Genomic DNA, 12,379 nt, shown 5'->3' on the forward strand with positions numbered 1-12,379 from the left:
TACAGGCGCTAGGGTCGAGTTCATGGTCGATCTGGTGCTGCGGTCTCGTCGTGTGGTCCTTCTCGGGCCTCCCTCCGGCGTGCGCGCGGCCTCCGTCGCTGTCACCGGCGACAAGATCGTCGCGATCGGGGTCTACGACGCGCCGTTCGAGGCGGCCGAGGAGGTCGATCTCGGGGAGACGATGCTGCTGCCGGGGCTCGTCGACACGCATGTGCACGTGAACGAGCCGGGGCGTACGGAATGGGAGGGTTTCGCCACCGCGACTCGGGCGGCCGCGGCCGGTGGGGTCACCACGATCATCGACATGCCGCTGAATAGCCTGCCGCCGACGGTCGACGTCGACGCGCTGGCGGTGAAGAAGAAGGCGGCCACCGGGCAGATCCGCGTCGACGTCGGCTTCTGGGGCGGGGCCATCCCCGGCAACGCCGGCAAATTGGCCGGCCTGCACGAGGCCGGGGTGTTCGGTTTCAAGGCGTTCCTCGCCGACTCGGGCGTCCCCGAGTTCCCGCCGGTCACCGCCTCGGAACTGGCCACCGCGATGCGAGCCGTCGACGCGCTGTTCGTCGTGCACGCCGAGGACCCGGATCATCTCTCGCCGGGGAAGGAGTCGGCCGCGTACGCCGATTTCCTCGCCTCGCGGCCGGCCGAGGCCGAGCACGCCGCCATCGCCACCGCGATCGACGCGGCCCGCACGACCGGTCGGCGGGTGCACATCCTGCATCTGTCGGCGGCGGGGGCGCTTCCGCTGATCGCCGCGGCGCGGGCCGAGGGCGTGCGTGTGACCGCCGAGACGTGCCCGCACTACCTGACGCTGGACGCGGCGGCGATCCCGGACGGCGCCACCGAGTTCAAGTGCTGCCCGCCGATCCGGGACGCGGCCAACGCCGACGCGCTGTGGCGGGCGCTCGCCGACGGGCTGATCACGTGCGTGGTCAGCGATCATTCCCCGTGTACGCCGGAACTGAAGCGGCGGGACACCGGGGACTTCGCGGCGGCCTGGGGCGGGATCGCTTCGGTGCAGCTGGGACTGCCGGTGGTGTGGACGGCGGCCCGGGACCGTGGGCACTCGCCGGCTGACGTCGTCGACTGGATGGCGCGGCGGCCGGCCGATCTCGTCGGGCTCGCGGGCAAGGGGCGGATAGCGCCGGGCGCGGATGCCGACCTTGTCGCGTTCGATCCCGAGGCGACGTTCACGGTCGATCCGCACCGGCTTCTTCATCGGCATGCTGTCACCCCGTACGCGGGAAAGCGGTTGCACGGCGTGGTGCGCGCGACCTGGCTGCGCGGACGCAAGGTGACCAACGACGAGGCCGGCGGCGGTTTTCTGACCCGGGAGGGGTAACACCATGGAGGAGTTCAGCGCGCGGACCGATCTTGCCTCCCGGGCTCTCGGCGGCGGTGTCGTCTTCGCGAACGACGAGTTCTTCGCGGCGGCGGATCACCTGGTCCTGGCCCATGCGCCGACGTTCACGCCGCGCACGTTCGACCAGAAGGGGCAGGTCTACGACGGCTGGGAGACGCGGCGGCGGCGCTCCGGCTCGGAGGACGTGGCGATCGTGCGGCTCGGCGCGGCGGGCGTGATCCACGGCGTCGACATCGACACAGCGTTCTTTGTCGGAAACTACCCGCAGTACGCGTCGGTGGACGGGCTGGCTACCGAGGGCTATCCGGCCGGGGCCGACCTCGCTGATGCCGCATGGGTGCCGCTCGTGCCGAAGTCGCCATTGCAGGGCGACACCCGGAATCTGTTTCCGGTCACCGATCGTCGCCGTTTCACGCACGTGCGGCTGACCATTTATCCCGACGGCGGGGTGGCGCGGTTGCGGGTGCACGGCGAGGTGGTGCCCGATCCGGCGCTGCTGCCCGAGGTGCTCGACGTGGCCGCTCTCGCGCACGGCGGACGGGTCACGGGGTGCAGCAACATGTTCTTCGGGCGGCCGCACAACATGCTGATGCCGGGGCTCGCGCAGCATATGGGCGACGGGTGGGAGACGGCCCGGCGGCGAGTTGACGGCAATGAATGGGTGGAGGTGGCGCTGGCCGCGCCGTCTCAGATCGCGTTCGTCGACCTCGACACCAGTCATTTCAAGGGCAATGCTCCGGGGGCGGCGTCCGTGCGCGGCTCGCTCGACGGCGATTGGTTCGGCCTGCTGCCGCGGACCGCGCTCAATCCCGATACTCCCCATCGCTTTCCGGTTGGACAAAGCGGACAGATTGCCTCTCGGGTTCGTCTCGACATCTACCCGGACGGCGGCATGGCGCGGCTGCGGGTGATCGGGCGGCCCGACCGGCGGATTCTCGAGGAGAATTTCCGCCGGTCGAGCGCCTGACCTATTTCGTGAGCGCGGGACTTATTTCGTGAGCGCCGGCCAATCGATGCGGTAGCGCTGGTCGGGACCCATCGTCTTCTCCGGCTTCATCACCAGTTTCAGGAAGATCGGCATGATGACCGGCATCAATGCCTTCGCGACCGGGCCGGGCGCCTTCGTGTGGTTGATCTTCGCCGCGCGGGAGGCGATCCGCTCGACCCGGTCGCGCCGCAGCCGCTCGTAGGTGGCGAACGCCTGCTGGACGTCGGGGATGTCGCGCAGGCAGCGGGCCAGCTGGATCGAGCTCTCGATCGCCAGCGACGCGCCCTGGCCGGAGCTGTTGGAGGGCGCGTGCACGGCGTCGCCGACCAGCGCCATCCGGCCGCGATACCAGTGCGGGACGGGCGGCATGATGTACAGAGCGCCGTTGACCTGCAGATCCTCCGGAGCCAGGTTGCGCAGAAGATCGCCGCCCGGCTCGTCCTCCCCGTACACGTCAAGAAGCGTCTTTATCCACTCGCCGGACGGGACCGCCCGGGCCTCCTTGATGCTGAGCGGCCGCGGATGCGGCAGGTTGACGCCGAACGTGGTGCCGCCGCCCGCGGCCGGCCAGTACAGGTAGTAGCCGCGCTTGCCGAACGCGAAGGTCATCGTGCCGGCCTCCTCGGCGACCTCGGCCGGGGAGAGACCCTCGAACGCCAGCATGCCGGTGTATCGCGGACCGGGCGCGTCCGGGTCGATGAGCCGCCGGACGGTCGAGTGCACGCCGTCGGCGCCGACGATGACGTCCGCGGTCACTTTCTCACCGTTGTCGAAAATTGCCGTGACCCGATCGCTCTCCTCGCGGACGTCGGTCAGGCGGCGGCCGTACTCGATCGGGACGCCCTCGGCTCTCGCCCGCTCCTGCAGGATGCGGTAGAGGTCGCTGCGGCGGACCACCCGCAGCGGCTCGACCCCGTCGAGGCTGGGCATGGCCACCCGCTTGTCGTTCACCGACATCACTTGGCGGTACGCCGGGCTCGCGACCTCGCGTACGGCGTCGGCGGCGCCCACGATCTCGAGGGCGGCCATGCCGTTCGGGGCGATCGCGATCGTCCCGCCCAGGCCGTCGGCGGTGCTCGGATAGCTTTCGTAGACCGTGGCCGCGATGCCGGCCTTGTGCAGGGCCAGGGCCGTCACCGGGCCCGCGATGCCAGCGCCGATGATCGCGACAGTCTTCTCTTTCATGGCTTACTCCTCCGTGCGGTTGTCGTGCATGACCGCCATGGGAGGAACCCCCGGTATCCTGTGGGTGCCGCTTCGGGCCGGGTCGTGGTTCCCATGGCTTGGTTTCGAGGCCCGGTCCCGGCAGGCTGTTGCAGCAGTCCGCCGGGACCGTTCTTACTTCTTGCCGTACTGCTCGATGCTGCTGTCGGCCAGTTCCACCAGTTCCGCGGAGATCTCTCCGGTCTCGTGGTGGTGCCGCCACTCGGCGAGCCCCGGCAGCGTCCCGCCGCTGATCTCCTCGATCAGCGACCGCATCCAGGCCGCCTCGGCCGCGAGCATGGCCAGGTCGTACTCGATCTCGATGAGGAACAGCCGAGGCACGCGCGGCGAGTGCAGCTCGAGCGCCGCTCGCGCCTCGGCGGTCTCGCGCTCGACGCCGGCGAGACGCTGTTGCAGCAGCGTCACCACCTCGTCGGGCCCGATCACCGCCATGACCGAGAGGCCGGCCCGGAACCGCGGAAACTCCGGCTCGGCCACCGACAGCAGCTCGCGGGCCCAGTCGACCAGCTCGGCGCGCCCCTCGTCGGTGATCCGGTAGACCGTCCGCTCGGGGCGTCGCCCCTCGCGGCCGCTCTCGACCTCGGCGAGCAGGCCGTGCTTGGCCAGGTTGCGAACGACGGTGTAGAGCGAGCCCCACTTGATCTGGAGGTCGCGCTCCTTGCCCCAGCCGCGCAGCGTCGTGGCCATCTCGTAGGGGTGCATCTGCCGGAACGCCACGGCCGACAGGACGGCGAGCGCCATCAGATTTGCCACCCGGCGGCGCTTGGCCATGGGGCCCTCCTCGGCTGATTGTGACCGGTTATTCGCAGACGAGTATACGCACGCGAGTATTCGCCGGGCAAGCGCCCTTGCTGCCGCAACTGGCGGCGCCCACCGCAAGCGGGCAGCCACCAGGCCGCGGCAACCCGGCCCAGCCGGCGGCAGCCGCGCCCACCGCAAGCAGAACGCCACCGGGCCACGGCGGCCCAGCCCAGCCACTCACCCAGCCGCGCCCACCGCAAGCAGGCAGCCACCGGGCCATGGCGGCCCAGCCGTCGGCGGCCGCGCCCACGCAACACGCAGACGCTGGGCCATGGCGGCGGCCGAATGACGGGGTCTACTGGGTCAGGGTGAGCAGGTCGGATCGGGGGAAGCCGGCGTCTTTGAGGGCGCCGCAGTCCAGGCCGCGCAGGAGATAGCCGGCCAGCGCTCGGGCCGTGGCCGGTTCGTCGGCTATGCCGGATTCTTGGCGGGACAGGTAGCGGTGCAGGCGGGCGACCGCGGCGTCGCGGCCGTCTCGGAAGAAGGCGTAGGTCGCCGCGTAACGGGTGGGCAGTTGCGCCGGGTGAAGGTCCCAGCCCTGGTAGAAGCCTCGTTCCAGCGAGCGGCGCACCAGGCGGTAGTGGAGCTCCCAGGCGGCACGGATCTCCGCGGGAGAGCCGACCGGGAGGATGTTGGTGGAACCATCGGAGAGGCGGACTCCGGTCTGCGCGGCGGCGGCCTGCATGACGGCCTTCGCGTAATCGGCGACGGGGTGATCCATCGCCTGATACGCGGCGGCGACACCGGCGGCGGCGCTGTAGTCGTACGTTCCGTAGTGGAGGCCGATGCACCGGGAGTCGGCGGCGGTGATAAGGCGGGCCACCGTGGCGGTGCCGTCGGCGGCCAGGACGGCGGCGGGCAGCTCGACCTGGATCTCGAAGCGCAGGCGGCCGGCGGGGAGGCCGTAGGAACGTTCCAGTTTTTCGCAGAGGGTTACCATCGCGGCCACCTGATCGGGGCCGCTCACCTTCGGTAGCGTGATGACGAAAGCGTCCTGATAGGACGACAGGAACAGGTCCAGCGTGCGCAGAGCGCGGCGGCGCGTGGCCGCCTCGAGCGACTTGATGCGGATGCCGACGAAGGGCGGGACCGGGCCCTCGCGGAGGATCTTGGCGGCCCGGCGGACGGCCTCGTCCTCCTGATCGTCGGCGCGGACGCCGTAGCCGTCCTCGAAGTCGACGCGGAGATCCTCGATCGGCTCCCGGGCCAGCTTGGCGCGCACGTCGTCGGCCGGCCACGGGAAGTCGGCCATCGCCGCCGCGGCGATCTCGCCCCAGTCGCGGAAGTTGTCCAGCCGGTCGGCGGGGATGTACACGGTGTGCACGGGCTGACGGCCGGGGCGCTCCCCTGGGTAGCGAGAACGGAGGAACGCATCGTGAGGGGCGAGACGGACGTCCAACTCCGCGTAGTCGTCCTCGGTCAACCGCATGTGCTCAGTCGATCGAGTCGTAGGCCGCGGTGGTGAGGAAGTCCGCGAAGTCGTCGGCCAGCGCGACGCGCTCGAAGAGCTTCCGGGCGTCGTCGAAGCGGGAGGCCGCCCAGACCTCGTCGCCGACGGAGGCACGGATCGACGCCAGTTCCTCGTCCTCGATGCGGCCCACCAGGTCGGCGGTGATCTCGGTGCCGTCCGGCAGGCGTACGCCATTGTGGATCCACTGCCACACCTGGGAGCGGGAGATCTCGGCGGTGGCCGCGTCCTCCATCAGGTTGTTGATCGCGACAGCGCCGTTGCCGCGCAGCCACGCCTCCAGGTATTGCAGACCGACCGAGACGTCGTTGCGCAACCCCGCCTCGGTGACGGCGCCGTCGGTAGCCGCGACGCTCAGCAACTGGTCGGCGGTCACCGAGACGTCGGGGCGTTGCTTGTCGAGCTGGTTGGGGCGGTCGCCGAGCACGCGGTCGAAGATCTCCTGACAGACCGGCACGAGATCGGGGTGTGCCACCCAGGAACCGTCGAAGCCGTCGCCGGCCTCGCGCTCCTTGTCCTCGCGGACCTTGGTGAGCGCCACCTCGTTGACCTTGGGGTCACGCCGGCTGGGAATGAAGGCGGCCATGCCACCCATCGCGAAGGCGCCGCGCCGGTGGCACGTCGAGACAAGCAGTTCCGTGTACGCCCGCATGAACGGCGCGGTCATCGTGACGGCGGCCCGGTCCGGAAGGATCATGTGCGGGTTGTCGCGGAAGTACTTGATGATGCTGAACAGGTAGTCCCAGCGGCCGGCGTTGAGGCCCGAGATGTGCGGGCGCAGCGCATGGAGGATCTCCTCCATCTCGAAGGCGGCCGGGATCGTCTCGATCAGCACCGTCGCCCGGATCGTCCCGCGCGGAATCCCCAGGGTGTCCTGCGCGTGGTCGAAGACGTCGTTCCACAGGGCGGCCTCTTTGTGGGACTCCATCTTCGGGAGATAGAAGTACGGGCCGCTGCCGCGCGCGATCAGCTCGGCGGCGTTGTGGAAGAAGTAGAGCCCGAAGTCCACCAGTGCGCCGACGGCCGGCTCACCATCCACGGGCAAGTGGCGCTCGTCGAGGTGCCAGCCGCGCGGGCGCATCACGATCGTGGGGTACGGACCGCCGTTCAGCTCGTAAGTCTTCGTCTCGGTCTCGAGGGTGATCGTCCGGCGGATCGCGTCGTAGAGGTTCTGCTGGCCGTCGACGACGTTCGACCAGTGCGGGGTGTTCGCGTCCTCGAGGTCGGCCAGCCAGACCTTGGCGCCGGAGTTGAGCGCGTTGATCGTCATCTTGCGCTCGGTCGGGCCAGTGATCTCCACCCGCCGGTCGCGCAGGTCGGCCGGGGCCTCGGGAGCCTGCCACTCGGCGGCGCGGATGTCGGCCGTCTCGGCGAGGAAATCGAGTGTGCCACCCGCGGCGATCTCGGCGCGCCGGGCCGAGCGAGCCGCCAGCAGCTCGTTGCGGCGGGATCGGAACAAACGATTCAGTTCCGATACGAACGCCACAGCCTCATCGGAAAGGATCTCGGTCATCGCGACGGCTCCCCTCGGTGCGCCTACTCCCTCGTACCGTAGTGGACCTCACCCCGGCCGTCGCGCCGTGTGACGGGAAGCCCAGCCATGCAGGTGCGCCGTAGCGCGCGCTGCGGCGGCTACCGAACGCTTGGTCGCGTTGCGGCAGCCGCCGTAGGCGGGGTTCAGACCATTTGCGGTTGGGAACGGTCTGTCAGGCGTACGGTATGAGGGTTTTTAGAATGTTCCGGACGTGTTGCACTTCGCGTGCTGGACGACGCAGTCCTTGACGCGGTGGCCGAGTGGGGCCGGTTCCCAGGCCAGGAAGGCGTCGCCGTGCATGGAGCTGGCGTTGCCGGAGCTGAGCTTGAAGCCGGCGGAGGAGCCGCTGGTGGGGTAGCCGATCACGAAGGAGATCGAGGGGATCGCGACCGGGAACTTGCCGGAGCATTGACCCTTGGAGTCGGCCGGGCCCACGTGTGACTTGTGGTCGGGGCTGTCGAGGTGGACGCCGTCCCAGCAGTCGGGGAAGGTCAGCTGAAAGGTGAGCTCGGCGGTCTTGGCGCAGACCGGCCAGTTGCCGTCGGTACTGCGGCCGATCTCGCCGCCCATGCCGGCGCACCAGAACTGGCCGGGGGCGCCCTTGGGGGTGGCGACCTGGCGCTTCGCGTCACCGGTGATCATGCGGAAGCCCTGCGGGAACGGGACGGTCTTGGTCGGGTCGGGCAGGCGGGAGCCGTAGTAGACGGTGACGCCGTGCGGTTCGACCGGTTTGCCGTTCTCGTAGAGCGTGGGGATCCAGTACGCGGAGTGGTCCTCGGCCGGCTTGCAGCTGGAATCGGTGTTCGTCAGCAGCGTGTCGAGCGTGGTGCCGGCGTTGGTGCCGTTGTTGCCGAGGAATGAGTGCATGTGCGACGCGCCCGGCATGTTCGGGAAGACGATGGGGTCGTCGGGCAGGGCGTGGCTGACCGTGCAGGAGGCGTTGAACTCCGAGACCCGGACCGGATTGTTGGTGATCGGGCGGAGGGTCATGGCCTTGAACTCGGCGAGTTGGGCGGCCCACTTCGCCTGATCCACGTCGACCCAGCCCGGGCCGTCGGCCGAGGGGGTTGTCGGGGCCGTGGTCGGGGCCGTCGTCGCGGGCGTGGTCGGCTTTGTCGTATTTGTCGCGGCCGTGGTTGGCGTCGCGGGCGTGGGAGTCGCCGCACCCGTGGCTCCCAGAGTGAACCAGTTTACATTGACAAAGTCTGAATTTTGCGGGCTTTTCATGACGGCGAACAGCGTCTGCTTGCCGACCGGCGGCTGCTTGATGGTGGCGGTCTTGGTGACCCACTTCTGCCAGCCGCCGGTCATGGCGATCGGGAAGCTGGCGATCAACGTGCCGGTCGGCTTGCCCAGACGCAGCTCGACCGCGCCGCCGGCCTTGTTGTTCGAGGCGAGCCGGGCCGTCACGGTGCCGCCGATCTGGACGCTGTCGTACCGCATCCAGTCGCCGGTCTTCAGCCAGCCGACGTTGCGGCCGCCGTCCTTGTCGGAGGTCGTCTCGGTGCGGGCGCCGTTCTGCGCGCTCCACGCCTCGGCCTGCAGGCGACCGGGCACGATCGTCTCGGCGGCGTCGGCGGTCGCGATGTAGATGCCGCTGCCGACGAGCGCGGCGGCGACGGCGGAGGCGAGGATGACGCGGGTTCGGCGGCGTCGGGAGCGCGGGGCGGCGGGTGCGACGTGAAGGGCATCGCTGCGCATTAATATCTACCTTTTCGATGACCGTGGGGGTCTGTATCGCAAAGGAGTATGCACAGCTCAGAGGCATGATTCAACGCGTGGAGAAAGACTTATGAATGGCCTTTCAGAAGGCTCCTGGTAGCCGTCGGATCATCTTCGAATAACGCTTTTAGCAGTTCTCGTACTTTAATTTTCGCTTAAGCCAGAATGCGACGGTGCGCAACGGCGGCCTCACGCTGAAGAGTTTCGGCGTCGGCGTGGACGAGCTCGCCGCGCTCGACGACCGGGCGGCCGCCGACCAGCGAGAGCTCCACGGGCGCGGGCGGGCCGAAGACCAGCGCGGCCAGCCGGTCGTCGATGCCGTCGTGGGCCAGGCCGTCGAGGCGCCACACGACGAGATCGGCGAGCTTGCCGATCTCGAGCGAGCCCAGATCGTCTTGCCGCCCGAGACAGCGGGCACCGCCCATCGTGCCGAGGCGCAGGGCCTGGCGGGCGCTCATCGCCGTCGGCCCGCCGCGCGACCGGGCCGTGTACAGCGCCTGGCGCAGCTCGGCGCCGAGGTGAGAGACCTCCTGCGAGGCGGCGCCGTCGACCCCGAGACCCACCGGGACGGCATGATCCAGCAGATCGCGTACGCGCGCCACGCCCGCCCCGAGCCGCGCGTTGGAGCTCGGGCAGTGGGCGACGCCGGTGCCGGTCGCGCCGAGCCGCTCGATCGCCGGGTCGTCGAGGTGGACACCGTGCGCGAGCCAGACGTCGTCGCCGAGCCAGCCGACACTTTCCGCGTACTCCACCGGGGTGCAGCCGAACCGTTTGCGGCAGAAATCCTCCTCGTCGTCGGTCTCGGCGAGATGGGTGTGCAGGCGGACGCCCTTGCGCCGGGCCAGCGCCGCGGCCTCGGTCATCAGCCGGGTCGTCACCGAGAACGGCGAGCAGGGCGCCACGGCGATCTGCAGCATCGCGCCGGGCGACGGGTCGTGCCAGCGGTCGATCGCCCGCTCGGTCGCGGCGAGCGCCTCGTCGGTCGTCTCGACGACGTTGTCGGGCGGGAGTCCGCCGTCCTTCCGGCTGAGATCCATCGAGCCGCGGGTCGGGTGGAAGCGCAGCCCGATGCGCCGGGCCGCCTCGATCTCGGCCTCGAGCACATCGCCGCCGTCGCGGGGGAAGACGTAGTGGTGGTCCATGCTCAGGGTGCAGCCCGAGAGCGCGAGCACGCCGAGGCCCGCGCCGGCCGCCGCGCCGACGATCTCGGCGTCGAGGCGGCCCCAGATCGGGTAGAGCGTGGTCAGCCAGCCGAAGAGGGTCTCGTCGAGGGCGAGGCCGCGGGTCGCCCACTGGTAGAGGTGGTGGTGGGTGTTGACCAGGCCGGGCGTGACCAGGCAGCCGGCGCCGTCGACCCTCCGCCCCGGGCCCTCGGGCGCCGGGCCCGCGCCGACCGCGGCTATCCGGCCGTCGTCGCCGACCACCACGTGGCCGCTCGGGTGATACGTGTCGGCGGCGTCGACCGTGGCCACCGCGACGTTGTCGATGATGATCACAGGTACCACTCCACGCCGGCCGGGGGCGCGTCGTCGCGGATCACGGTTCCCTCGATCAGGCCGTACGGGCGATCGCCGGCGATGAAGACCTCGTTGTCATTGGTCAGGCCGAACGGGGAGAGGTCGACCAGGTAGTGGTGTTTGTTGGGCAGGGCGAGGCGGACCTCGGCCAGCTCGGGCCGCTGGGAGAGCGTGTAGCTGCCCATCGCATAGAGGGTCTGCTGCAGCGAATGGCTGTACGTGTTGGCGAAGGCGGTGGTCAGCGCCTCGAGCGCGCCCGCGAACGACCCCGCCCAGTCGCCGTCCGCCGTCAGATGGCGCCATCGGGCGTCGACAGCAGTGGCCAGGATGCGGTCGCGGGTCTCGGGCAGCGTCGTATATCGATCCTTGGGGTACCCGTGGAACTCGGAGGCGGTCGAGTTGAGCAGAGTGAGGCCGGTGACGCCGGAGACGACCTGCTCCTGCTCGGCGGTCACGGTGACCGCGGCCAGCCGGGTGTGATCGCCACGGCGCTGGAACGAATGCGGGCCGAGCCGTTCCCAGCCGTACGCCTCGATCGTGATGTGGGCCTTGTCGATCTGCGACTGCGTGGACACGAAATGCCGGGCCAACTGCAGGGCGAACTGCTCGGGCTCGCCGACGCCCCGTTCCTTCGCGAACGCGTACACCGTGTTTTTCATGGTGTCGGTGGGGAGCACGCCGGAGTTGTCGCCGGTCAGGTGGGTCGCGGCCAGGTCGCCGGAGAGCGCGATGCTCACGTTGAGATCGGTCAGCGTGTGGGTCTCGCCGTCGCGCGCGACGCTGACCAGGCGCGTCTCCGCCTTGCCGTAGCGGTTGGGTCCGAGCACGATCGCCACGGCGTCAGCTCCCTCGGTAGGTCGTGTAGCCGAATCGGCTGAGCAGCAGCGGAACGTGATAGTTCCGCTCGGCGTCGCGCACGTGGAACGCGATGGTGATCTCGGGGAAGAAGCACTCGTCGCCCAGGTAGGGCTCCACGTAGAAGAAGAGGCGATAACCGCCGGCCTGCCACTCGTGCAGCGGCACTCGATGGCGCAGCCGTCCGTCGTCGTCGGTGCGGCCCTCGGCGATCATGCGCCAGCCCTCCGAGTCGCGCCGCTCCAGCCGCACATAGACGTCGCGCGCCGGCTCGCCGGTCACCGTGTCGAGGATGTGCGTCGAGATCTTGGCGTGGAACTCGGGCTGCGTCCCGTCATCCGAGGGCATCGAGCACCCGCTCCAGCCGGAGCAACGCGATCTTGCGAAGCTCGTCCGCCACGATGACCCGCTCGGTCTCCTCGTCGTTGGCCAGCCGATCGCGCGCCTGCGCGAGGATCTCCTCCTGCGTGCGCCCATTGGCAAAGATCAAAAACACATGACCAAACCGGTTTTCGTACGCCCGATTGGCGTCCACGAGAGCGGCCTTGGTCAGCTCGTCGGCGCTCTGGGCGGCCGTCGACTGCTCCCGGCGCGACCAGGAAGCCTCCTTGGAGTCGCCGGAGGCCCGCTCCCCGATCCGCGGATGAGCGGACAGCCCCACCCGCACCTCGGGCCAGCTCAGCCCGTGTGCCGCCCGATCGGCGGCAGCGATGATCTCCAATCGCTCGCGATAGGGCCGCCGGGCGACGATCGCGGCGCCCCACCCGGGCGCGGCGCAACAGGCGAGCAGGTCCTCCTCGAGGCGAGCCGCGGGCAGTGCGTTGAAGACCTCGACCGCGTCCATCCGGCAACCCCCTCCTGGTGTCGATCAGTCAAGCAGGCCCGCTCGTGCGAGTGCAGACCTTTG

General features: G+C 69.7%; 11 protein-coding genes. 2 read left to right on the plus strand and 9 right to left on the minus strand.

Translation table 11 applies throughout. The features are described 5' to 3' along the window. Nucleotides 1-22: 22 nt before the first annotated feature. A complete protein-coding gene (allB, locus tag A3CQ_RS0145895) occupies nucleotides 23-1,342 on the plus strand; it encodes an allantoinase AllB (protein WP_020517719.1) in 1,320 nt (439 codons plus the stop codon). A gap of 4 nt (nucleotides 1,343-1,346) precedes the next feature. Next, on the plus strand, nucleotides 1,347-2,330 hold the full coding sequence (gene alc, locus A3CQ_RS0145900; RefSeq protein WP_020517720.1) for an allantoicase: 984 nt from the start codon (nucleotides 1,347-1,349) through the stop codon (nucleotides 2,328-2,330). Nucleotides 2,331-2,351: 21 nt separating this feature from the next. Here the strand turns inward: alc and A3CQ_RS0145905 are convergent, their stop codons facing one another. From A3CQ_RS0145905 to uraD, 9 genes are all read right to left on the minus strand, one after another. Further along, nucleotides 2,352-3,536, minus strand: a complete 1,185-nt coding sequence (locus tag A3CQ_RS0145905; RefSeq protein WP_020517721.1) for an FAD-dependent oxidoreductase — start codon at nucleotides 3,534-3,536, stop codon at nucleotides 2,352-2,354. A gap of 153 nt (nucleotides 3,537-3,689) precedes the next feature. Beyond that, complete coding sequence (locus tag A3CQ_RS0145910; RefSeq protein WP_020517722.1) at nucleotides 3,690-4,346, minus strand: PadR family transcriptional regulator; 657 nt, start codon at nucleotides 4,344-4,346, stop codon at nucleotides 3,690-3,692. Between the two features lie 325 nt (nucleotides 4,347-4,671). Beyond that, entirely contained in the window at nucleotides 4,672-5,805 is a 1,134-nt protein-coding gene (locus A3CQ_RS0145915; RefSeq protein ID WP_040434139.1) for a DUF6986 family protein, read from the minus strand. A 4-nt stretch (nucleotides 5,806-5,809) separates the two neighbouring features. Continuing rightward, nucleotides 5,810-7,357: a malate synthase A gene (aceB, locus tag A3CQ_RS0145920; RefSeq protein WP_020517724.1), complete on the minus strand. Its 1,548-nt coding sequence runs from the start codon at nucleotides 7,355-7,357 to the stop codon at nucleotides 5,810-5,812. Between the two features lie 216 nt (nucleotides 7,358-7,573). Next, a complete protein-coding gene (locus tag A3CQ_RS0145925) occupies nucleotides 7,574-9,079 on the minus strand; it encodes a DUF1996 domain-containing protein (RefSeq protein ID WP_026206933.1) in 1,506 nt (501 codons plus the stop codon). Between the two features lie 176 nt (nucleotides 9,080-9,255). Beyond that, the gene (locus A3CQ_RS0145930; protein ID WP_020517725.1) at nucleotides 9,256-10,596 is read right to left on the minus strand and encodes an 8-oxoguanine deaminase; all 1,341 of its coding nucleotides are present in this window, start codon (nucleotides 10,594-10,596) and stop codon (nucleotides 9,256-9,258) included. Then, complete coding sequence (pucL, locus tag A3CQ_RS0145935; RefSeq protein WP_020517726.1) at nucleotides 10,593-11,453, minus strand: factor-independent urate hydroxylase; 861 nt, start codon at nucleotides 11,451-11,453, stop codon at nucleotides 10,593-10,595. The genes A3CQ_RS0145930 and pucL overlap by 4 nt, the downstream gene beginning before the upstream one ends. A gap of 4 nt (nucleotides 11,454-11,457) precedes the next feature. Next, on the minus strand, nucleotides 11,458-11,820 hold the full coding sequence (gene uraH, locus A3CQ_RS0145940; RefSeq protein ID WP_020517727.1) for a hydroxyisourate hydrolase: 363 nt from the start codon (nucleotides 11,818-11,820) through the stop codon (nucleotides 11,458-11,460). Then, nucleotides 11,807-12,316 carry a 2-oxo-4-hydroxy-4-carboxy-5-ureidoimidazoline decarboxylase gene (uraD, locus tag A3CQ_RS0145945; RefSeq protein WP_020517728.1) on the minus strand — a complete coding sequence of 170 codons (510 nt, stop codon included), beginning with the start codon at nucleotides 12,314-12,316 and terminating at the stop codon, nucleotides 11,807-11,809. The genes uraH and uraD overlap by 14 nt, the downstream gene beginning before the upstream one ends. Nucleotides 12,317-12,379: the final 63 nt, after the last annotated feature.

It is taken from the genome of Paractinoplanes globisporus DSM 43857 (assembly GCF_000379645.1).
GTDB classification, from domain to species: Bacteria; Actinomycetota; Actinomycetes; order Mycobacteriales; family Micromonosporaceae; genus Actinoplanes; species Actinoplanes globisporus.

Excerpts from the sequence above, each read along its gene's own strand:
- allB (WP_020517719.1), top strand. The coding sequence starts at position 23 with ATGGTCGATCTGGTGCTGCGGTCTCGTCGTGTGGTCCTTCTCGGGCCT.
- alc (WP_020517720.1), top strand. The coding sequence starts at position 1,347 with ATGGAGGAGTTCAGCGCGCGGACCGATCTTGCCTCCCGGGCTCTCGGC.
- A3CQ_RS0145905 (WP_020517721.1), bottom strand. The coding sequence starts at position 3,536 with ATGAAAGAGAAGACTGTCGCGATCATCGGCGCTGGCATCGCGGGCCCG.
- A3CQ_RS0145910 (WP_020517722.1), bottom strand. The coding sequence starts at position 4,346 with ATGGCCAAGCGCCGCCGGGTGGCAAATCTGATGGCGCTCGCCGTCCTG.
- A3CQ_RS0145915 (WP_040434139.1), bottom strand. The coding sequence starts at position 5,805 with ATGCGGTTGACCGAGGACGACTACGCGGAGTTGGACGTCCGTCTCGCC.
- aceB (WP_020517724.1), bottom strand. The coding sequence starts at position 7,357 with ATGACCGAGATCCTTTCCGATGAGGCTGTGGCGTTCGTATCGGAACTG.
- A3CQ_RS0145925 (WP_026206933.1), bottom strand. The coding sequence starts at position 9,079 with ATGCGCAGCGATGCCCTTCACGTCGCACCCGCCGCCCCGCGCTCCCGA.
- uraH (WP_020517727.1), bottom strand. The coding sequence starts at position 11,820 with ATGCCCTCGGATGACGGGACGCAGCCCGAGTTCCACGCCAAGATCTCG.
- uraD (WP_020517728.1), bottom strand. The coding sequence starts at position 12,316 with ATGGACGCGGTCGAGGTCTTCAACGCACTGCCCGCGGCTCGCCTCGAG.